This window comes from Sphingomonas sp. ABOLE (assembly GCF_003950455.1).
GTDB classification, from domain to species: domain Bacteria; phylum Pseudomonadota; class Alphaproteobacteria; order Sphingomonadales; family Sphingomonadaceae; genus Sphingomonas; species Sphingomonas trueperi.
Genome location: NZ_QQWY01000020.1, coordinates 1 through 21,145, shown reverse-complemented (window position 1 = coordinate 21,145; position 21,145 = coordinate 1). Strand labels below are relative to the sequence as shown.

At 68.2% G+C, this 21,145-nt stretch carries 21 protein-coding genes; 9 read left to right on the top strand and 12 right to left on the bottom strand.

From position 1 onward, the window contains the following. The first annotated feature begins 15 nt into the window (after positions 1-15). From uvrC to CA234_RS13655, 4 genes are all read left to right on the top strand, one after another. The gene (uvrC, locus tag CA234_RS13670; protein WP_126001948.1) at positions 16-1,938 is read left to right on the top strand and encodes an excinuclease ABC subunit UvrC; all 1,923 of its coding nucleotides are present in this window, start codon (positions 16-18) and stop codon (positions 1,936-1,938) included. Positions 1,939-2,037: 99 nt separating this feature from the next. Then, a complete protein-coding gene (locus CA234_RS13665) occupies positions 2,038-4,842 on the top strand; it encodes a DUF3857 domain-containing protein (RefSeq protein WP_241213497.1) in 2,805 nt (934 codons plus the stop codon). A gap of 82 nt (positions 4,843-4,924) precedes the next feature. Then, entirely contained in the window at positions 4,925-5,878 is a 954-nt protein-coding gene (locus tag CA234_RS13660) for a polysaccharide deacetylase (RefSeq protein WP_126001946.1), read from the top strand. Further along, positions 5,875-6,759: a GNAT family N-acetyltransferase gene (locus CA234_RS13655; RefSeq protein ID WP_241213496.1), complete on the top strand. Its 885-nt coding sequence runs from the start codon at positions 5,875-5,877 to the stop codon at positions 6,757-6,759. The genes CA234_RS13660 and CA234_RS13655 overlap by 4 nt, the downstream gene beginning before the upstream one ends. Positions 6,760-7,065: 306 nt before the next feature. Here the strand turns inward: CA234_RS13655 and CA234_RS13650 are convergent, their stop codons facing one another. From CA234_RS13650 to dnaK, 5 genes are all read right to left on the bottom strand, one after another. Then, positions 7,066-7,443: a PRC-barrel domain-containing protein gene (locus CA234_RS13650; protein WP_126001945.1), complete on the bottom strand. Its 378-nt coding sequence runs from the start codon at positions 7,441-7,443 to the stop codon at positions 7,066-7,068. A gap of 126 nt (positions 7,444-7,569) precedes the next feature. Next, a complete protein-coding gene (locus CA234_RS13645; RefSeq protein WP_126001944.1) occupies positions 7,570-7,956 on the bottom strand; it encodes a hypothetical protein in 387 nt (128 codons plus the stop codon). Between the two features lie 220 nt (positions 7,957-8,176). Next, positions 8,177-8,845, bottom strand: a complete 669-nt coding sequence (locus tag CA234_RS13640) for a spermidine synthase (RefSeq protein WP_126001943.1) — start codon at positions 8,843-8,845, stop codon at positions 8,177-8,179. A gap of 136 nt (positions 8,846-8,981) precedes the next feature. Continuing rightward, positions 8,982-10,100, bottom strand: coding sequence for a molecular chaperone DnaJ (dnaJ, locus tag CA234_RS13635; protein WP_126001942.1), 1,119 nt, complete (start codon positions 10,098-10,100; stop codon positions 8,982-8,984). 123 nt (positions 10,101-10,223) lie between these two features. Next, positions 10,224-12,146 (bottom strand): molecular chaperone DnaK, encoded by a 1,923-nt coding sequence (gene dnaK / locus CA234_RS13630; protein WP_126001941.1) that lies wholly within the window; start codon positions 12,144-12,146, stop codon positions 10,224-10,226. A 243-nt stretch (positions 12,147-12,389) separates the two neighbouring features. Between dnaK and CA234_RS13625 the strand changes: the two genes are divergently transcribed. Then, positions 12,390-12,761, top strand: a complete 372-nt coding sequence (locus CA234_RS13625; RefSeq protein ID WP_241213495.1) for a copper chaperone PCu(A)C — start codon at positions 12,390-12,392, stop codon at positions 12,759-12,761. 374 nt (positions 12,762-13,135) lie between these two features. Here the strand turns inward: CA234_RS13625 and CA234_RS13620 are convergent, their stop codons facing one another. Then, positions 13,136-13,876 carry a TorF family putative porin gene (locus tag CA234_RS13620; protein ID WP_125974043.1) on the bottom strand — a complete coding sequence of 247 codons (741 nt, stop codon included), beginning with the start codon at positions 13,874-13,876 and terminating at the stop codon, positions 13,136-13,138. Continuing rightward, positions 13,876-14,301, bottom strand: coding sequence for a hypothetical protein (locus CA234_RS13615; protein ID WP_125974041.1), 426 nt, complete (start codon positions 14,299-14,301; stop codon positions 13,876-13,878). The genes CA234_RS13620 and CA234_RS13615 overlap by 1 nt, the downstream gene beginning before the upstream one ends. Before the next feature lie 190 nt (positions 14,302-14,491). Here CA234_RS13615 and fumC point away from each other — a divergent pair, with 190 nt between their 5' ends. From fumC to gmk, 3 genes are all read left to right on the top strand, one after another. After that, positions 14,492-15,883, top strand: a complete 1,392-nt coding sequence (gene fumC / locus CA234_RS13610) for a class II fumarate hydratase (RefSeq protein ID WP_125974039.1) — start codon at positions 14,492-14,494, stop codon at positions 15,881-15,883. 65 nt (positions 15,884-15,948) lie between these two features. After that, complete coding sequence (locus CA234_RS13605) at positions 15,949-16,167, top strand: hypothetical protein (RefSeq protein ID WP_125974037.1); 219 nt, start codon at positions 15,949-15,951, stop codon at positions 16,165-16,167. 56 nt (positions 16,168-16,223) lie between these two features. Then, positions 16,224-16,910: a guanylate kinase gene (gene gmk / locus CA234_RS13600; protein WP_125974035.1), complete on the top strand. Its 687-nt coding sequence runs from the start codon at positions 16,224-16,226 to the stop codon at positions 16,908-16,910. Between the two features lie 6 nt (positions 16,911-16,916). Here gmk and CA234_RS13595 read toward each other — a convergent pair whose 3' ends face one another. The 5 genes from CA234_RS13595 to crcB form a co-directional block, all read right to left on the bottom strand. Continuing rightward, on the bottom strand, positions 16,917-17,594 hold the full coding sequence (locus tag CA234_RS13595) for an ATP12 family protein (protein ID WP_125974033.1): 678 nt from the start codon (positions 17,592-17,594) through the stop codon (positions 16,917-16,919). Further along, the gene (locus tag CA234_RS13590; protein ID WP_125974031.1) at positions 17,591-17,812 is read right to left on the bottom strand and encodes a hypothetical protein; all 222 of its coding nucleotides are present in this window, start codon (positions 17,810-17,812) and stop codon (positions 17,591-17,593) included. Before CA234_RS13590 ends, CA234_RS13595 begins: the two co-directional genes overlap by 4 nt. Then, positions 17,809-18,468 (bottom strand): HAD-IA family hydrolase, encoded by a 660-nt coding sequence (locus CA234_RS13585; RefSeq protein WP_125974029.1) that lies wholly within the window; start codon positions 18,466-18,468, stop codon positions 17,809-17,811. The genes CA234_RS13590 and CA234_RS13585 overlap by 4 nt, the downstream gene beginning before the upstream one ends. 141 nt (positions 18,469-18,609) lie before the next feature. Next, a complete protein-coding gene (locus CA234_RS13580) occupies positions 18,610-19,716 on the bottom strand; it encodes an RluA family pseudouridine synthase (RefSeq protein WP_126001940.1) in 1,107 nt (368 codons plus the stop codon). Then, positions 19,713-20,093, bottom strand: coding sequence for a fluoride efflux transporter CrcB (gene crcB / locus CA234_RS13575; protein ID WP_126001939.1), 381 nt, complete (start codon positions 20,091-20,093; stop codon positions 19,713-19,715). Before crcB ends, CA234_RS13580 begins: the two co-directional genes overlap by 4 nt. 611 nt (positions 20,094-20,704) lie before the next feature. Here crcB and CA234_RS13570 point away from each other — a divergent pair. Further along, positions 20,705-20,953 (top strand): hypothetical protein, encoded by a 249-nt coding sequence (locus CA234_RS13570; RefSeq protein ID WP_125974023.1) that lies wholly within the window; start codon positions 20,705-20,707, stop codon positions 20,951-20,953. Positions 20,954-21,145: the final 192 nt, after the last annotated feature.

Below are 21,145 nucleotides of genomic sequence, written 5' to 3'. Positions count from 1 at the left end.
CCTACATCGGCGGCAATGAACGACCCCAATTCCCCCGAGCGATTCAACGAGGAAAAGGCCACTTTCGCGGTGCGCGGCGCCGAGACGCCCGACCTCGAGGCCGGCGTCGCCGCGATCCGCAACGTGCTGCAGACGCTGCCGATTCGCCCCGGCGTCTATCGCATGCAGGATGCGCGCGGCGACGTGCTGTACGTCGGCAAGGCGCAAGCGCTGAAGAACCGGGTGACCAACTACACCCAGGTCAACCGCCTGTCGAAGCGGCTCCAGCGGATGGTCGCGCAGACCCGCTCGATGACGATCGTCACCACCAACAACGAGGCCGAGGCGCTGCTGCTCGAGGCGCAGCTGATCAAGCGCTACCGGCCGCCCTACAATGTGCTGCTGCGCGACGACAAGTCGTTCCCGTTCATCCTGCTGCGCCAGGACCACGACTTCGCCCGCGTCCAGCTCCATCGCGGCGCAAGGCGCGCCAAGGGCGATTATTTCGGGCCGTTCGCAGGCGCCGGGCAGGTCCGCAAGACGCTCAACGCGCTGCAGAAGCTGTTCCTGCTGCGCAGCTGCACCGACGGCTTCTTCGCCAGCCGCGACCGGCCGTGCCTGCTCTACCAGATCCGCCGCTGCTCGGCGCCCTGCGTCGGCCGGATCGACCAGGACGGCTATGCCGAGCTGGTCAACGACGCGCGCGACTTCCTCCAGGGCAAGTCGACCAAGGTGCAGGCCAAGCTCGGCGAGCAGATGCAGGCCGCGGCCGAGAATCTCGATTTCGAGCTGGCCGCGATCCTGCGCGACCGGCTCAAGGCGCTCACCTTCATCCAGGGCAGCCAGGCGATCAACGCGGAAGGGGTGGGCGATGCCGACATCTTCGCGCAGGCGTGCAAGTCGGGCGTGATCGGCATCGAGGCCTTCTTCATCCGCGGCGGCCAGAATTGGGGCCATCGCAGCTTCTTCCCCAGCCACACCCAGGACGTGCCCGAGGACGAGGTGCTCGCCGCCTTCCTGATGCAGTTCTACGAGGAGGTGCCGCCGGCGCGGAACGTGTTCGTCGATCGCGAGCTGCCCGAGGCGGAACTGCTCGCCGAGGCGATGGGCGAGCGCGCCGGGCACAAGGTGGTGCTGTCGGTACCCCAGCGCGGCACCCGCCGCCGCCTGCTCGACCAGGCCAGGCGCAATGCGGAGGAGGCGCTCGACCGCCGCCTCGCCGAGAGCACCACCCAGACCAAGCTGCTCCGCGAGATGGCCGACCTGTTCGACCTGCCCGAGCCGCCGAACCGCATCGAGGTGTACGACAACAGCCATATCCAGGGCACCAATGCGGTGGGCGCGATGATCGTCGCGGGGCCGGAGGGCTTCCGCAAGAGCCAGTATCGCAAGTTCAACATCAAGCGCCCCGAGACCATCGCCGGCGACGATTACGGGATGATGCGCGAGGTGCTCAGCCGCCGCTTCGCCCGCGCGCAGGACGAGGACCCCGATCGCAGCCAGGGTGACTGGCCGGACCTGGTGCTGCTCGACGGCGGCCGCGGCCAGCTCAACGCCGCCAAGGCGGTGCTCGAGGAAATGGGCATCGAGGATGTCTGCATGGTCGGCGTCGCCAAGGGTCCGCACCATGGCCGCGACGGCCGCGAGGTGTTCCACCTGATGGACGGCAGCGAGCGGATGCTGCCGGTCAACGCGCCCTTGCTCTTCTACCTCCAGCGGCTGCGCGACGAGGTCCACCGCTTCGTCATCGGCGCGCACCGCGACAAGCGCGCCAAGGCGATCGGCGCGAGCCCGCTCGACGAGGTGCCGGGCATCGGTCCGGCGCGGAAGAAGGCGCTGCTGATGCACTTCGGCACCGCGCGCGCGGTGCGCAACGCCAGCCTGGAGGATCTGCAGAAGGCGCCGGGCGTCTCGGCGGGCGTGGCACAGCAGGTGTACGACTTCTACCACAGCCGATAGCTGCCACGGCTCGTCGTTCGTAACGGGCACTTGAGCGTCGTTCCGCATGCGCTACTGTCTCCCCTCGATTTGAGGGGGAGTTGCATGCCGGGGCGTCGAATGTTGGTGGCCGTGTTGTTGTCCACGGCCGGGGTGGCGCATGCCGGGGACAAGCCGCTCTACCAGCCGGCGCCCGCCTGGGTGCTGCCCGCGCCGGCGGTGGACACCGCCAAGCTCGACGATGCCGCGCCCGTGCTGCAGATCTTCGACCAGCAGCAGCGGCTGGAGGACGGCCAGGTCGCGATCTATTTCGAGAGCGCGATCCGCATCGCCTCGCCGCAGATGCTCACCCAGAGCGGCACGCTGCCGCTGCAATGGGATCCGGCCAAGGGCGACCTGATCGTCCACAAGCTGCAGATCCTGCGCAAGGGCGAGCGGGTGGACCTGCTCGCCAAGGGCACCCGCTTCACCGTGCTCCAGCGCGAGCAGAAGCTGGAGCAGGCGTCGCTCGACGGCATGCTCACCGCCACCGTGGCGCTGGAGGGGCTGCGCGTCGGCGACGTGATCGACATCGCCTTTTCGATCACCCGCAAGGACCCGGTGCTCGGCAAGGAGATGATGAGCGTGGTGCCGATGGTGCCGGCGCCGACCAAGCTCGGCTTCGGCCGCGCGCGCGTGCTGTGGAAGGACGGCGTGCCGCTGGCGTGGCGCGACTATTCGGGCGGGGTGGTCGGATCGGCCGAGCGCAGCAAGGCGGAGGCCAAGCTGATCGCGGGCGGCACGCGCGAACTCACCCTGACGCTGCCCACGCCCAAGCCCGCCGAACTGCCCGACGACGCGCCCGCACGCTACAAGCCGCTGCCGATGGTCGAGCTGAGCAGCTACCCCGACTGGGCGGCGATCTCGCGCGGCATGGCGCCCTATTATCGCAGCGAGGGCGCGATCCCCGCGGGCAGCCCGCTCGCGGGCGAAGTCGCGCGCATCGCCGCTGCGAGCAAGGACCCGCGCACCCGCGCGGCGCTGGCGCTGCGGCTGGTGCAGGATCAGGTCCGCTACCTGTTCCGCGGCATGGACAATGGCAATTACCGGCCCCAGGCGCCGGTTGATACCTGGTCGCTGCGCTATGGCGACTGCAAGGCCAAGACGCTGCTGCTCGTCTCGCTGCTCCGCGCGCTCGACATCGAGGCCGAGCCGGCGCTGGTGAGCAGCGGCCTCGGCGACCTCGTGGAGTCGCGGCTGCCTTCGCCGGGCGCGTTCGACCATGTCATCGTCCGCGCGAGCATCGCGGGGAAGACGCTGTGGCTGGACGGCACCCAGGGCGGCTCGCGCGCCGAGGATCTCGACGACGTGCCGCCGTTCAAGACCGCGCTGCCGATCCGCGCCGCCGGGGCTGGGCTGGAGGCGATGCCGATGCGGCCGCCCGCGCGCCCGGCGCAGCAGGTGTCGGTGACGCTCGACGCCACTGCGGGCATCGCGTTCCCGCAGCTCTACACGATCAGGATCGTCTATAGCGGCGCGATGGCCGAGGCGCTGCGCGGCGCCCGCTCGCAGATCGACAAGGACAAGCTCGCCGCCTTCCTCGATCCGCAGATCAGCGCGGTGATCGGCAATCACAGCAGCTACGACCAGAAGATGGAGGACGACGCCGCCAGCGGCACCGTGACGGTCAGCGCGGCGGGCGTCGCCTATCAGGACTGGAATTTCGACCGCGGCCGCTTCCGCGAGACGCTCGATACCACGGCGGCGTCGCTGAACTTCGCCCCCAACCGGGCGCGGACGGCGTGGAAGACGATCCCGGCGACCAGCGGGGCGCTGAGCGACGTCTGGGTCGAGCGCCGCTGGCAGCTGCCCAACGGCGGCACCGGCTTCACGCTGGAGGGCCAGCAGACGCTGCCGGCTGCCGTGGCGGGCATGCAGCTGGCGCGCAAGGTGACGCTGGCCGATGGCTGGCTCTCGCTGCAGGATCGCACCACCACCGGGCTGGCGGAAGTCCCCGCCGCGCAGATCCCGGCGGCGCGTGCCGAGGTGGCGCGGGTCAAGGCGAACCCGCTGCGGCTGGTCGCCCCCGCCGATCTGCCGCCGCGCTGGGCAGCGGTCACCGCCGCCAAGCAGGGCACCCGACTCAAGCCGATCTTCGAGGCCTATGCCAAGGCGATCGCCGCCACCCCCGACGATCCCGACGGCTACACCAACCGCGCCTGGTTCTACGAGACGCTCTACGAGCGCGAGGGGGCGATCGCCGACCTCGGCAAGGCGATCGAGCTCGCGCCTACCGCCGACACCCTGGTGCGCCGCGCCCAGGCCTATTACGCGCTGCGTCAGGACGACAAGGCGCTGGCCGACGTCCAGGCGGCGTTGGAGCTGGAGCCCGATTCGGACGGCGCCACCGGCTTCCTCGCCACGCTCAAGCGCGATCGCGGCCAGCTGGACGAGGCGCGCGCGCTGATCGAGGCGCGGATCGACCAGGGCGGCGAGAAGAAGCTCGGCTGGCAGGTGCAGCTCGCCGATCTCCTCGCCGAGGGGGGGAAGGTCGACGATGCCGTCGCCGTGCTCGACGAGGCGATCGCCGCCGCCCCGCGCAACGCCGCGCTGCTCAATCTGCGCTGCTGGGTCCGCGCGACGCACAATGTCGCGATCCCGCAGGCGCTGCAGGATTGCACCAGCGCGGTCGAGCTGAGCAGCAGCGCCGCCGCGGTCCTCGACAGCCGCGCCATGGTCTATTTCCGCATGGGCAAGCTCGACGCGGCGCAGACCGATCTCGACGCGGCGCTGCAGGGCAACCCCGAGCAGTCCGCCAGCCTCTACATGCGCGGGGTAATCGGCAAGCGGACCAAGGCCAGGGATGCCGACGCCTATCTCGCCGCGGCGCGGATGATCGAGCCGCGCATCGACGAGCAGTTCGGCCGCTACGGGATCAAGCCCTAGGCTTTGCCATTTGTTCACGCGGGCGGGGGTAGGACGGGGGCAATGGTCCCCCGTCTCCGGGACGCTTGCGAGACGCGCCTGCATGCCCACCCAAGTCTTCCTGACGATCGATACCGAGCTGATGTGGCGCCACCACGTCGCCGGGCTCGATCTGGCGGAGATGGCGGCGCGCTCGTTCGAGCCGGCGGGGGTGGGGGTCGGCTGGCAGCTCGAGCGGCTGGCGGCGCATGGGCTCAAGGCGTGCTTCTTCGTCGATCCGATGCCCGCGCTGGTCCATGGCCTGGTGCCGATCGCCGCGGTGGTGCGGGCGATCCGCGCGGCCGGGCAGGAGGTGCAGCTGCACCTCCACCCCAACTGGACCGGGGCGAGCGCGACGGATCGCGCCAAGATGCCGGCGCGGTTCGACCTCGTCGATTACGCCGCCGACGAGCAGCGCGCGCTGCTCCGCCAAGCCCGCGCGCTGCTGATCGAGGCGGGGGCACCGGCGCCGATCGCCTTCCGTGGCGGCAGCTATGCGGCCAACGACGCGACGCTCGCCGCGCTGGCCGAGGCGGGCTTCGCCTATGATTCGAGCCACAACGGCTCCGAGCACCCCTGGCCGAGCGGCATCGGCCTGTCGCCGCGGCGGATCGCGCCGGTGCGGCACCAGGGGGTGATCGAAGTCCCGGTGACGCTGATCGATACGGGCAGCCGGCTGCGCCACTTCCAGATCTGTGCGCTCTCGGCCCGCGAGATGCGCGCCGCGCTCGACCATGCGGTGGCGCAGCGCCATGCCGCGGTGACGATCGTCAGCCATGGCTTCGAGCTCGCCAACCGCGCGGGGACGCGGCCCAACGCCGTGCATGTCCGCCGCTTCGAGGCGCTGTGCGCCATGCTCGCGGCGCGGCGCGACGTGCTGCCGACCGCGCATTTCGCCGATCGGCCCGCGCTGGCGCTCGACCAGGACGACGCGCCGCTCGCCCCCAGCCTGCTGCGCACCCGGCTGCGCCAGGCCGAGCAGCTCTGGTCCAACCTCGTCGAGGAGCGGGCGGGGTGAGCGAAGCGCAGGCGGTGCCGCTGCGGTTCATGGTGGGCGCGCGGACGCTGGCGTCGGTGCGGCGACGGCTGGTGCGGGTGCCGCGGACGCTGGCCGAGGCGCGGGCGGGGGGCTCCCCCGCACTGCCGCCGCTTCCGGCCGAGGCGCAGGGCTATCTGGTGACCTCGCTGCCCGAGGGGCAGTGCGCCGCGCTGCTCGGCGGCGGGATGCTGGGGTTCGTCCGGCAACGCTACACACGCTTTTACGTCGACCTGACGCTGGAGTTCGACGCCTGGTTCGCCGGGCTCTCGGCGAACACCCGGCAGGGCCTCACGCGCAAGGCCAGGCGGCTCGGCGGCGAGGTGCGCTGCTATCGCACGCCGGCGGAGATGGCGCAGTTCCACCCGCTCGCCCGCGCGCTTTCGGCGCGGACCTATCAGGAACGGTTGCTCGGGGCCGGACTGCCGGAAGACCTGGCCGACCTGCAGCGGTTGGCTGCGGCGGATGCGGTGCGGGCGTGGCTGCTGCTGCTGGAAGGGCGGCCGGTGGCCTATCTCTGCTGCCCGGCGGTGGGGGACACGCTGGTCTACGCCCATGTCGGGCATGATCCGGAGCTTGCCGCGCTGTCCCCCGGCGCGGTGCTGCAGCTGGCGGCGCTGCGCGACCTGTTCGCCGAAGGCCGCTTCGCCTGGTTCGACTTCACCGAGGGCGAGGGCCGGCACAAGCGCCAGATGGCGAGCGGCGGTGTGGCCTGCGTCGACCTGATGCTGCTGCGCCCGACGCTGGCCAACCGGGCGCTGGTGGCGGCGCTGGCGGGGTTCGACAGCGGGGTGGCGCTGGCCAAGCGCGCGGTGCGGCGAGCGGGTGCCGAACGCATCGCCAGACGCCTCCGGCGCGGGTGAGCCCTGCAAATTCGCCTCCCGCAAGCGGGAGGGGCGCTCAAGCGCAAGGGCAACCGAAAGCCGTTTCCTCCCCTTGGCGGCAGGGCTCTCGCATTTAAACCCGAAGGATATCGGTGCATCGAAAACCATCGTCATCCCGGCGGAAGCCGGGATCCATTGCCCTGTGCGCCGGGGGAAAGAACCGCGGCATCAGCGCCAATGGATCCCGGCTTCCGCCGGGATGACGGGAGTCCTTGGCCACATGCGATTGCCCTCCCTCTGGCGGGGGAGGAAATGCTCTTCTCTCTGTCTGCGCCGGTTAAGCCCTCACGCCAGCGGCACGCGGTCCACCCGTGCGGCGGAGAGGCCGTAATAGTTGGAAACGCGATCGGCATAGGCCTGGGTGAATTCGGGCGCGTTGCTCGCCCAGCTCGGGCCGCCCTCGAGCACGCGGCGATCGATCGTGACGACATAGTCGTCGCCGGTGGCATCGTAGGAGATCAGCTCGAAGGGCAGGGGGTAATAGCTCTTGCCCATGCCGAGGAACCCGCCGAGGCTGAGCACCGCATAGAGCGTGCGCCCGCTGCCCTTCTCGACCATGAACGCCTGCACCTGCCCCAGCGAATCGCCATCGCGGCTGCGCACCTTGAGCCCGTCGACGCGGGCGGTGACGAGCAGGCTGTTGGTTTCGGGGGTATCGGACATGGTCGTACTTCCTTCTGGGAACGTGCGCCCTTTGGAATGCACGAGGCGGGGATGTCGTTCCGCAGACGGGATGACCGGGGGAAGTTTGGGGCTCGCGGAAGTCCGCTTGACGGCTGAATGTGGTGGCTAGCTGCCGCTCGTTGGCAACGGACCCGGCTCCGCAATGAGCGCGAAGCGAATCCGTGCAAAATCGATTGCCGACGTGTCTTCGCCGCCTACGGAGTAGCCCTCCAACAGATTCACATAGCCACCCTTCAAGTGGAGAATCATCCCCAACCCGTATTGAAGACCGTAGATTCCGAAGTAGATGTTCTCTCCGAAGGGAATCGTACCTTCATTCAGTCGGCTTGCGCTGGAGTCGACTTTGAGTTCTGCGAAAAAGCCGCCTCCTGTATTTTTGCGCGAAAGAACGCTGCTACGCGTAAGCTGCTGCTCAACTACTACCCGCCTTTCGCCGGACTCATCAAGGATCGCGGCTATGGCGGCCTGTTCCAAGGGAGTAAACGCCATCATGCCTTCATGATGCGAAGGCGAGCGAATGTCCGCAAGTGGGGCGCGAGCCGACGAGTCGCTTCGACATCTCGCGGAGCGTCCCAAGGTGGTGCTCCTGCGAAAGCAGGAGCCCAGGGTGGCCAGGTTGGCGCGCTTGGCAATGGGCGCCGGCTTTCGCAGGAGCACGGGTGTTTCCGTCGGATCGGGGTAAACGAGGCGCGGAGACCCGGCGCCCGACGTCTTACCGCCGCTGGCCGAACCAGATGACGTGGCGCGGGCCCTTGCCGTTCTGTCGGGCGCGCACCGCGACCTCTTCCACCTGAAACCCGCTGTCGCGCAGCCGGCGCGCAAAGGGCGCGTCCGGCGCCGCCGACCACACCGCAAGGATGCCGCCGGGGCGCAGCGCCTGCCGCGCGGACTCGAGGCCGCGCATCGAATAGAGGCTGTCGTTGCCGACGCGGGTCAGCCCGTCGGGGCCGTTGTCGACGTCGAGCAGGATCGCGTCATAGGCGTTCTGGCCGTCGGCAATCACCCGGCCGACATCGTCGAACACGATCCTGACGCGCGGATCGTCCAGGCACCCGTTGGTGAGCGCCGCCATCGGGCCGCGCGCCCAGTCGACGATCTTGGGGACCAGCTCCGCCACCGTCACCTTGGCATTGCTGCCGAGCACCGCCAGCGCGGCGCGCAGGGTAAAGCCCATGCCGTAGCCGCCGATCAGCACCCGCGCCTCGCGCTTGCCGAGCCGTTCGAGCGTCATCACCGCCAGCGCTTCTTCCGACCCGCTCATCCGGCTGTTCATCAGCTCGTTGCGCTCGAGCACGATCATATGGTCGTCGCCCCGGCGGAACAGCCGCAGCGGTTCGCCGCCGGGAACGTCGGCGGTGTCGAGCAGTTCGCGGGGGGTCATTGCCTGCCCCACAAATTGTCATCCCGGCGGAAGCCGGGATCCATTCGCCACTCGGTTCCAGCTTGAACCTTGACGGCGACCCCAATGGATTCCGGCTTTCGCCGGAATGACGCCTTATGGGTACGGGTAAAAGCCCTCAACCGAGCGCCGCCTTCAGCTTGGCGAAGAAGCCGCTCGACTGCGGGCATTCCTCGCCCGTTTCGGTCTTGCGGAATTCCTCGAGCAGCTCGCGCTGCTTGGCCGTCAGCTTGGTCGGCGTCTCCACCTCCAGCCGCACGACCAGGTCGCCGCGGCCGCGGCCCTGGAGTACCGGCATGCCGGCGCCGCGATGGCGCATTTCGCGGCCGGACTGGGTGCCGGCATGGATCTTGATCACATGCTCCTCGCCGTCGAGGCCCGGGATGCGGATCTCGCCGCCCAGCGCCGCGGTGGTGAAACTGATCGGCGCGTTGGCGTACAGCGTCGTGCCCTGCCGCTCGTAGAGCGAATGGCGCGTCACGTGGAGGAAGATGTAGAGATCGCCCGCAGGCGCCCCGCGCGCGCCGGCCTCGCCCTCGCCGGTCAGGCGGATGCGGGTGCCTTCGTCGACGCCGGGCGGAATTTCGATCTTGAGCGTCTTGGTCTTGTCGGTCCGGCCCTCGCCGCGGCAGGTGCGGCACGGTTCGGCGATCACCTCGCCGGCGCCGTGACAGGCGGGGCAGGTGCGCTCGACCATGAAGAAGCCCTGCTGCGCGCGCACCTTGCCGTGGCCGGCGCAGGTGGTGCAGGTCTTGGCCTTGGTGCCGGGCGTCGCGCCCGAGCCGTGGCAGCTGTCGCAGGGGCCGGAGACGTCGATGGTGATCTCGGTCGAATGGCCGTGGAACGCCTGTTCGAGCGAGATTTCCATGTCGTAGCGCAGGTCCGCGCCGCGCCGCTGGGGCCGGCCGCCGCCGCGCCCGCCGCCCATGAACTCGCCGAACACGCTTTCGAAAATGTCGCTGAACGCGCCGAAATCGCCCTGGCCGCCATGATGGCCGCCGCCGCCGTTCTGGAAGGCGGCATGGCCGAAGCGGTCATAGGCCGCGCGCTTCTGGGGGTCCTTCAGGCAGTCATAGGCTTCGCTGATCGCCTTGAACTTCGCCTCGGAATCCTTGCACCCGGCATTCTTGTCCGGGTGATATTTCATCGCGAGCTTGCGGTAGGACGACTTGATCGTCGCATCGTCCGCGGTGCGCTCGACTTCGAGCAGTTCGTAATAATCGACTTCGGTGGTCATCCAGCAAGCCCTCTCCCCATCAAGGGACAGGGAGAGAGATCAGGCCGATGCGGGATCGCATCGACCATGCCCGCTCCCCCCATCCCCGGCCCTCTCCCCGGCGGGGAGAGGGAGGGGCGTTCGTTACGCCTTGTTGTCGTCCACTTCCGAGAACTCGGCGTCGACCACTTCCTCGGCCCCGGCTTCGCCGCCGGCCGCGGCACCCGCGTTCGGCGAGGCGTTTTCGGCAGCCTGCTTCTCGTAGATCGCCTGGCCGAGCTTCATCGCCACCTGGGCGAGGTTCTGGGCCTTGGCGGTCATCGCATCGGCATCGCCGCTCTCGATCGCCGACTTGGTCTCGGCAATCGCCGCCTCGATCTCGCCCTTCAGCGCCGCATCGACCTTGTCGCCATTCTCGGCGAGCTGGCGCTCCGTCGTGTGGACGAGGCTTTCGGCGTTGTTCTTGGCCTCAGCCGCGGCACGCCGCTTCTTGTCCTCTTCGGCGAACTTCTCGGCATCGCGCACCATCTGCTCGATGTCGGCGTCGTTCAGGCCGCCCGAGGCCTGGATGCGGATCTGCTGCTCCTTGCCGGTGCCCTTGTCCTTGGCGGACACGTTGACGATGCCGTTGGCGTCGATGTCGAAGGTGACTTCGATCTGCGGCACGCCGCGCGGCGCCGGCGGGATGCCGACCAGGTCGAACTGGCCGAGCAGCTTGTTGTCGGCCGCCATCTCGCGCTCGCCCTGGAAGACGCGGATCGTCACCGCCTGCTGATTGTCGTCAGCGGTGGAGTAGACCTGCGACTTCTTGGTCGGGATCGTGGTGTTGCGGTCGATCATGCGGGTGAACACGCCGCCCAGCGTCTCGATGCCGAGGCTCAGCGGAGTCACGTCGAGCAGCAGCACGTCCTTAACGTCGCCCTGCAGCACGCCGGCCTGGATCGCCGCGCCGATGGCGACGACTTCGTCCGGGTTGACGCCGGTGTGCGGCTCCTTGCCGAAGAAGTCCTTCACGACCTGACGGACCTTGGGCATGCGGGTCATGCCGCCGACGAGCACGACTTCGTCGATCGCATCGGCCTTGACGCCGGCATCGGCCAGCGCCTTGCGGCACGGCTCGAGGGTGCGCTTGATCAGGTCGTCGACCAGACGCTCCAGATCGGCGCGGGTGATCGTCTCCACCAGGTGCAGCGGGGTGGTCGCGCCACCTTCCATGCGGGCGGTGATGAAGGGCAGGTTGATCTCGGTCGTCGCAGCCGACGACAGCTCGATCTTCGCCTTCTCGGCCGATTCCTTCAGCCGCTGCAGCGCCAGCTTGTCGGTGCGGAGGTCGAGGCCTTCCTTCTTCTTGAACTGGTCGGCCAGGTAATCGACGATCTTGTTGTCGAAGTCCTCGCCGCCGAGGAACGTATCCCCGTTCGTCGCCTTCACTTCGAACACGCCGTCGCCGATTTCCAGCACGGAGATGTCGAAGGTGCCGCCGCCAAGGTCATAGACCACGATGGTCTTATTGTTGTCCTTGTCGAGGCCATAGGCGAGCGCGGCCGCGGTCGGCTCGTTGATGATGCGCAGCACTTCGAGGCCCGCGATCTTGCCGGCGTCCTTGGTCGCCTGGCGCTGGGCGTCGTTGAAATAGGCCGGCACGGTGATGACGGCCTGCGTCACGCTCTCGCCGAGGTACGATTCGGCGGTTTCCTTCATCTTCTGCAGGATGAAGGCCGAGATCTGCGACGGGCTGTATTCTTCGCCGCCGGCCTTGACCCAGGCGTCGCCGTTCGAGCCGCGCGCGATCGTGTAGGGCACCAGCTCGGTGTCCTTCTTGGTCACGGGGTCGTCGAAGCGGCGGCCGATCAGGCGCTTCACTGCGAAGATGGTGTTGTCCGGGTTGGTCACCGCCTGGCGCTTGGCCGGCTGGCCGATCAGACGCTCGCCATCCTTGGCGAAGGCGACGATCGACGGCGTGGTGCGTGCGCCTTCGACATTCTCGATGACCTTGGGCTTGCCGCCTTCCATCACCGCAACGCAGCTGTTGGTCGTGCCCAGGTCGATACCGATAACTTTAGCCATGGTCCTCGTTGGCCCCCACAATCGAAACAAAAGGGTTCATAAGCGTTATCCGGATGCCGGCCCCAGAAGAGGCGACCGCCGTCCAGATGTCCGAGGGGGGATATAGGTGCGTCGTGCCTTGCCGCAAGACGCCCGGGTTTCTACAAGATTTCCCAAATCAAAGAGGGAGGATGCCGAATGCGCACTCTGGCGGGACTTGTAGCGGTTCTAGGGCTGGGGGCGTGTTCGCCCCAGGCGGATGGCGTGAAGGTAGACGGCGCCTGGATTCGGCTGCCCGCCGTGGCAGGCCAGCCCGGGGCGGCCTATTTCACGCTGCATGGCGGTCGCGAGGCGGAGACGCTGGTCAGCGTCTCGACTCGCGCGGCGGACAAGGCGGAGATTCACGAGAGCATCAAGGATGCCGCGGGCATGGCGAAGATGACCCAGCTCGCCAGCCTCGACCTGCCGGTCGGCGCCGAGGTGAAGTTCGCGCCGGGCGGCAAGCATGTCATGCTGTTCGGGCTGGTGCCGAACGTCCATGCCGGCGAGAAGGTGCCGCTGACGCTCCACTTCGCCAGCGGGCACGAGGCGACGGTGGTGGCCGATGTCGCCGTGCCGGGTGCCGAGCAGCGGTAGGCTTGAACGCCCTCTCCCCGCCGGGGAGAGGGAGGGCCCCGCCGCCGCAGGCGGTGGGAGGGAGAGGGGCATTGCGAGGCATTGCCTCGCGCGGCAGCTGCGCAGCCGCTCACCCTCTCCAAGCTTCGCTAGGCGCTGAAGCGCCAAGCTCATCTATCCTCCCCCTCGAGGCGGAGGGCAATCGCATATGGCCAAGGACTCCCGTCATCCCGGCGGAAGCCGGGATCCATTGGCGCTGATGCCACGGTTCTTTCCCCCATCGCACAGGGCAATGGATCCCGGCTTCCGCCGGGATGACGATGGTTTTCGATGCACCGATATCCTTCGGGTTCAAATGCGATAGCCCTGCCCTCGAGGGGGAGGATAGATGGCGCTCAGAACGAAAGCCGTGCCCGCCCCAGCACGCGGTTGCCGCTGTGCCGCAGGTCCGCATAGGGCGACGACATTGCGCGATTGGTGTCGATGTCGGTTCCGACATAGTCGACCCCCAGCGTCAGCGGCCCGCTGACATGCTCCACCCCAATCCGCCAATCGGTATAGTCGCCGGTGGGGCGCAGCCGCGCAGCGCGAAGGTCGTCGGTGCTGCCGGTGGTGTGGCCGATCGAGCCGGACACGGTGAACGGCGTCGACGGCACGCCCACCGCGGCGCCTGCATGCAGATAGAGATTGTCTCCGCCGATCGGCCCCTGGTCCGGCGCGTAGGTCGCGCCGCCGTTCAGCTGCAGCGGCCCGAGCGAGAACCTGCCGTCCGCGCCGACCTCGACATAGTCCATGTTGCGCGCTGCGCCCGTGAAGACATGGCCGGTGACGAACCCGCGCAGCTTGAACAGGCCGATGTCGAAGCCGCGACCGGCTTCCAGATCGAACACCGTGTCGGCACCGGCGTGGCGGCGCGATTCGCGCACCATCGCCACGCGCGCCGAAGCGTCGAAGCCGAGGATGCCGGCGGAGAGGTCGCCCGAGGCGCTCAGCTGGTTCTCGCTCCAGCTGAGGCCGCGGCGGCTCTCGTCGGTCGAGAGTTCGACGCCGCCCGAAACCTTGGGCAGCACCTGGGCCTGGGCCGCGAGCGGAAGGGCGAGCGCGGCGCAGGCGGCAACGGCAATGGGGATACGCATCAGGTGTTTACACGTCCTATCTGATCGAGTTCGGCGCGCAGCATCTCGGCATCCTGGCTGGCCAGCGCCTCGACCGCGCCTCGCATGTCCTTGGTGGCGCTGGCAACATCCTTCGCGATCACCGCGCGGTTGGCGGTGCACCAGCCGGGACGGCTGCCGGCCGCGACGCTTTCCTGGCGCAGCGCGCGCTGGAGCGTGCCGGCGCTGTGGCGCGCCTGGCGATCGACCACCAGATCGGCCTCCCAGCGGCAGCGCAACGTCGAGGCGCGGCCGCCGGGGCCTGCGACGCCGAGCTGCTGGTGGCGAACATCGACCCGCATGCGATAGTCGGCATGGACCGGGCCGCTGTCATGGTCGATGCGCACGCTGTGCGCGATTTCGGAAAAGGGGGCGGCGAGCAGCAGCCCCAGAATCAACGGGATCATGGCTCTTCTCCTGCGGTTGCCCCGACTGTTGTCGCCGGTGGCACGGCGTCTTTGCGCGACGCCTTCGCCGGAATGCAAGTTACCAAGTGTTTCCGGGGCCTTGGCCGGCGCCGCTGAAATGCCGACCCTCGGACGGGTTGTGGGGCGGGGCGGGAGGCTTACATCGCGCACAAACCAAGCGGAGAAGCACATGACCGGCACGCGCACCGAAACCGATTCGATCGGCGCGATCGAAGTTCCCGCCGACGCCTATTGGGGCGCACAGACCCAGCGATCGATCCAGAATTTCCCGTTCGGGCCCGAGGAGCGGATGCCGATCGGCATCGTCCATGCCCAGGCGATCGTGAAGCAGGCCGCGGCGCGGGTGAACGTCAAGCACGGGCTCGACCCCAAGATCGCCGAGGTGATCGACCGGGTCGCGCAGGAAGTGATCGACGGCAAGCTCGACGACCAGTTCCCGCTGGTGATCTGGCAGACCGGCAGCGGCACCCAGACCAACATGAACGTCAACGAGGTGATCGCCGGCCGCGCCAACGAGATCCTCACCGGCAAGCGGGGCGGCAAGAGCCCGATCCACCCCAATGATCACGTCAACATGGCGCAGTCGTCCAACGACAGCTTCCCGACCGCGCTGCACATCGCCGCCGCCCGCGCGGTGACGCTCGACCTGTTCCCGGCGCTGGAGCGGCTGCACACGTCGCTCGACCGCAAGGCGAAGGATTGGGACCACATCGTCAAGATCGGCCGCACCCATCTGCAGGACGCGACGCCGCTGACGCTCGGCCAGGAATTCTCCGGCTATGCGGCGATGCTCGCCTCGGCGCGGGCGCGGTTCCAGAGCGTGCTCGAGCTCGACATCTTCAAGCTGGCGCTGGGCGGCACCGCCGTGGGCACCGGGCTCAATTCGCCGCCGGGCTATGCCGAGGACGTGGCGGCGGAGATCGCCAAGATCACCGGGCTGCCCTTCGTCTCGGCACCCAACAAGTTCGAGATGCTGGCGACCAAGGACCAGCTGGTGAACCTGTCGGGGGTCTGCAACACGCTGGCGGTGTCGCTCACCAAGATCGCCAACGACATCCGCCTGCTAGGCTCCGGCCCGCGCTCGGGGCTCGGCGAGCTGGAGCTGCCGGCGAACGAGCCGGGCAGCTCGATCATGCCGGGCAAGGTCAACCCCACGCAGAGCGAGTCGCTGACGATGGTCGCGGCCCAGGTGATCGGCAACCACGCCGCCGTCACCGTCGGCGGCATGCAGGGCCATTTCGAGCTCAACGTGTTCAAGCCCCTGATCGGCGCCAATGTGCTGCGCTCGATCACCCTCATGTCGGTGGGCATGACCAACTTCGCCGAGCGCGCGGTGGACGGCGCGGTGGCGAACGAAGCGCGGATCAGGGAGCTGGTCGATCGCTCGCTGATGCTGGTGACCGCGCTCGCCCCGGCGATCGGGTATGATGCGGCGGCAAAGATCGCCAAGAATGCGCATGAGAAAGGCCTTACCTTGAAGGAATCGGGCCTGGCGCTCGGCCTTGTCGACAGCGCGACCTTCGATAAGTTCGTGAAGCCGGAGACGATGATCGGCCGTTGACCGGCTGCGGCGAGCGGCGGGAACGCAGCCGCCGCAACGCCGTTCTTGCGGGGAAGGAGAAGACGATGATCGGCAAGTTGATTGCAGGCTGGATCGGCAGCAAGATCGACCGGCGCGACGGCGAAGGCGGCGCAGTGGGCGCGGCGGTCGGCGTCGCGACCTGGGAAGTCGCCAAGCGGGTGGTGCCGGCGGCGTTCGTGCTCGGCGCGGGCGCGGTGGGCGCGGCCTATCTCAAGCGCAAGCTCAGCACCGAGCACGGTCCCGATACGGGCCTTGGCGCCTAAGCCGCGAAACGGTGCCCGGGCTTGACGGCCCGGGTGCCGCTACGCCAAAGGCCCGCATGGCCCATACGCACCAGAACGACCCGCATGGATTCCATCGCCGCGGGGTTTTGTTTGTCCTTTCCTCGCCCTCGGGCGCCGGCAAGTCGACCATCGCTCGCAAGCTGCTGGCAGCCGAGCCCGATCTCGCCGTCTCCGTCTCGGTAACCACGCGCGAACCGCGGCCGGGCGAAGTGAACGGGGTCGACTATACGTTCGTCAGCGTCGACCGGTTCCGCGAGATGGTCTCGCAGCACCATTTCATCGAGTGGGCGCACGTTTTCAAGCATCGCTACGGCACGCCCAAGGGCCCGGTCGACGCGGTGCTCGCCACCGGTCGCGACATGCTGTTCGACATCGACTGGCAGGGTGCGCAGCAGCTGCACCAGACGATGGGCGGCGACGTGGTCCGCGTGTTCATCCTGCCGCCGTCGATGGCCGAGCTGCACCGCCGCCTCGAAGGTCGGCAAACCGATTCGCCCGACGTGATTGCCCACCGCATGGCGCGCGCCTCGAACGAGGTGAGCCACTGGGACGGCTATGACTATGTCCTGGTCAACGACGATGCCGACAAGTGCTTCGAGGCGGTCCACACCATCCTCAAGGCCGAGCGCCTGAAGCGCTCGCGCCAGACCGGCCTGATCGGCTTCATCCGCGGCCTGATGAAGCGCGGCGACCCCACCGGGGAATCCTCGGACGTCCTTTGAGGCTTCTCAAAGGAGGCTAAGGAACCGCGCTGCCGCGTCGAAGTCGGCGCGGCGGACGTTGCGGGCGCGGGTGGCTAGTTCGTCCTCGCCCCATTGCTCGGCCTGCCAGTTCTCGTCGAGCTGGGCGGCACGCCATATCGTCTCGCGATCGGCCGCGCCTTCGAGCAGCGCGAGCGCCGCGACCAGCGAGCCGCTGATCGTCACCAGCGGGCTCAGCGCCGCCAGCCGGAACGGGTCGAGCGCGGCGACCACCTCGTTCAGCCGCGCGATCGTCGCGGGCGGTTGCGGGCGGTGCATGATGCCGGCGGTCGTCTCGAAATGCACATCGTAGCGGGTCCGCGCCCAGTCGAGCAGCGGGTCCCATTGCGCGGCCTGGCGCTCGACCAGCGGCTCGGGCAGCTCGGCGCGGTAGCAGAGCAGGTCGCTCTCGCCGTAGCGGGCGAGGTCTGCCGCGAAGGGAGCCGGGTTCGGTGCGATCTGGTCGATCGCTGCATTGGTGAGCCCGGTGAGCGGCATCGCGCGCGGATCGAGTTCCTCGCCGACACTTCGCCATTCCTCCGCCACGGCCTCGGCGAGTTGCGGCGTCGGCAGTATCAGCGGCGCGCGGTCGGGGGTGCGGACGGGGCGCCCATCGAGTTCGATTGCGCCTCCGACGATCGTCACGGTCTTCCAGAAACGTTTCATGCTTCGGGGGGTGTCCTCCAGCGGCGGGCGAGCATCCTAGGGATCGCCGCCATTACCCAGAACGCGGCGAGCATCAGCGCGATGCCCAGCATGGTCTGCTCGGTGGTTGTGGCGCGGCCCAGGATAAGCAGCGCCAGCACGGCGCCGGCGACGCCAACGCAATTCGCGCCCATCATCAGAAAATAGCGGTTGCGCGCAAGGCGATCGGCGTCGATCACAATCTCTCCAGATATGCCGGGATCGCCGACGCATGCTCCACGACCCGCACCGCGCCGGCCGCGTGCAGATCATGGGGAGTGTGGTAGCCCCATGCAACACCCAAGGGATGCGCATTGGCGGCGACCGCCATCGCCATGTCGAAGCTGGTGTCGCCGATCATCACCGTCGTCTCGGGCGCCGCGCCGGCCTCGGCGATCGCGGTCTCGATCATCGACGGGTGCGGCTTGGAGGGGTGGCGGTCGGCGGTCTGTAGCGTGACGAAGCGCTGGCGCAGCCCATGTGCCTCCAGCACGCGGATCAGCCCGCGATCGGACTTGCCGGTGGCGACGCCGAGCAGCCAGCCATTCGCATCCAGCGTCTCGATCGCCTCCAGAATGCCGTCATAGAGCGGCTCATCCTCGATATGGCCCGCGGTACGCAGTGCGAAATAGGCGCGCTTATATTCCTCGGCGAGGTGGCGGTGGAGATCGTCCTCCGCGTCCGGCAGCAGCTGGGCGATCGCCTCGACCAGGCTCAGGCCGACGATGCGACGGATCGCCGCATGCGCCGGGGGCTCGAGCTTCTGGCCGGTGAAGCAATGCTCCATAGCGAGGCAGATGCTCGCCTGGCTGTCGACCAGCGTACCGTCGCAATCGAACAAGGCGAGGCGGTTCATGCGGAGGTGCTCACCAGATCGCGGTCATCCCGGCGGAAGCCGGGATCCATTCGCCACTCGGCAACAGCAAAAGCCGTAACGGCGACCCCAATGGATCCCGGCTTTCGCCGGATGACGAAGGTAGCGGAGGCACGCGCACGCCTACTTCGCCTGTCCCCGGCCCCGCCGTTCGCCGCGGCGTTCCTTGCGGTAGTTCTTGGCGTGGGCCTTGGCCTTTTGCTTGAGCAGTTCCTTGCTCATCGGCGGCGGGCCGTCGTCGATCTCCAGCGCATTGCCCACCGCCAGGTCGAAGCCCAGCGTGTGCATCGACTCGGCGAAATGGTGCGGCAGCTCGGCGCGGACGTCGATGCGGCCGCCATCGGGATGGTCGATGCGGATGCGGCGTGCGTGCAGGTGCATCTTGCGGCTGATGCCGCCGGTGAGGAACGCCTCCTGCAGCCCGTACTTCCCGTCGCCGACGATCGGGTGGCCGATCGCCGCCATGTGGACGCGCAGCTGGTGGGTGCGGCCGGTGAACGGCTGGAGCTCGACCCAGGCGCAGCGGTTTCCGGCTTGCTCGATCACCCGGTAGCGGGTGCGGGCGGGCTGGCCCTCTTCGGTATCCACCTGCATCTTCTCGCCGCCGGTGCCCGGCTGCTTGCCGATCGGCAGCTCGATGAAGCCGTCCTCGATCTCCGGCACGCCCATCACCAGCGCCCAGTAGATCTTGCGCGCGGTGCGGCTGGAAAAGCTCTTCGAGAAGAACGCCGCCGCGCGCGCCGAGCGGGCGATCAGCAGCGCGCCCGAGGTGTCCTTGTCGAGCCGGTGGACCAGCTTGGGCCGGCCTTCCGCCTCGAACTGCAGCGCGTCGAGCAGACCGTCGACATGCTCGAACGTCTTGGTGCCACCCTGCGTTGCGAGGCCCGGCGGTTTGTTGAGCACGATCGCCTGGGCATCGCGGTGGATGACCATGGACTGGGCCAGCTCGGTCTGCTCGGCGCTGAGCGGCGGGCGGTTCGACTTGGGGCGCGCTGCGGTCGCGGGCTTGGCGGGCTCGGCCGGGGGGACGCGGATCGACTGGCCGGCGGCGATACGGTCGCCGGGCTGGGCGCGCGCGCCGTCGACGCGGAGCTGGCCGGTCCGCGCCCAGCGCGAGACGATGTTGAAGCTCACGTCCGGCAGGTGCCGCTTGAACCAGCGGTCGAGCCGAATGCCGTCATCGTCATAGCCGACGACGAACTGGCGGACGCCGTCCTCGCTGCCGCTCATGCCGTCACCGCCCGGGCCAGCGTCATGCCGATGGCGACCGCGCCGATCGCGCCGATCACCGAGGCGAGGACATAGCCGAGCGCCACGAGCACATCGCCGCGCTCGATCATCGCAAAAGTTTCGAGCGAGAAGGAGGAGAAGGTGGTGAAGCCGCCGAGCACGCCGACGCCGAGCAGCAGCCGCGCCTGTTCGGCCTCTTCGCCGAAGCGCAGCAGGCCGGCGCCGAGCAGCCCCATCAGGAAGCCGCCGACGATATTGACGGTCAGGGTCCCCCAGGGGAAGACCGGGCCGAGCAGGGCGACGCCGGCGCGGCCAACGCCGTAGCGGGCCGCGGAGCCGAGGGCCCCGCCGAGCATCACGAGAAAAAGATTGGGCATGCCGCGCCCCTAGCGCGAATCGGGGCAAAGGGGAAGTTTCGGGGTGGGCGGCTATCGGTGGGCCCAAAACGGCCGCTGCTGCGGCCGCCAGTCGCAGGCCTAAGTTCACAAAGTTCACGCATATGCGCACTTCGACAAGGGGCAGATCGGGACTTGCGAGCGCGCAAAGTTGCCAAAGTTCACATGCACGCGCGTTCACCTATGCGCGCGAGCAGGTGCACTCGTACCACCAGAGCGAGCGATGCGCGCGTCCGCGAGACGTGCTCTCGCCGTGGACGGGCAGGGGAGAAGCCGGACCTTGTCAAAGAGCGGCGCCGGACTGCGGCTAACATGCGTACATATAGGGAACATTTCCAAAGGGACAAGCGTGTAATTTGAAGGCGGCCGCGCTTGTGCGGCCACCCGCAGATGCCGTTTCGCTCAGGTAATGTTCGGAGTGTCGGAGCGGGCGATCGTTAAGCAGCGCGCGGTACCAGTTACTGGTCGTCACCTTCGCGCTTTCCTGGTCGAACCTAAGAAGGATACCGGTTGGTTGCGGCAGCAATTGGATCATGCGGGGTTTCACGGAACGTACCCCAAGCGACAACCGATCTGGCGGAAGGAGTGTTGGTGTGAGTGCGAGAGATCACTCTGCGGGACGAGAGATCGTCGATTGCGTGGACGAGGGCCTGCATAGCGGCGCGACCGTCCAGCTCTATCTCCGGGCGCGCTCCGAGCCGATCGCTATCGTTCGGATCAACAAGAGCCAGTTTTCCGTCCGCGTCTACACGCAGAGCGGGGAGTTCTTCGATTTCGCGTACAGCGCCATCGAGGGCGCGAAGTACAAACGCCTGCCGACGATGGACCTGTCGGGCGTCTGAAGCGATGGGGTTGAGGCGCACGTCGCGCGGATGACGCGGATGCGGTGAATGGCAGGGATTGGGTGGATTGTGTTGAAAAAGGCGGCTTCGAGCGCCGTTTGGCATAATGGCTGAGCGCCGCTGACGAGCAAGCCCGGCGCTTACTGCGCTCCGGCTATGGCCGGCATCGGGATAAGCTTGGCGAGCTTTCGT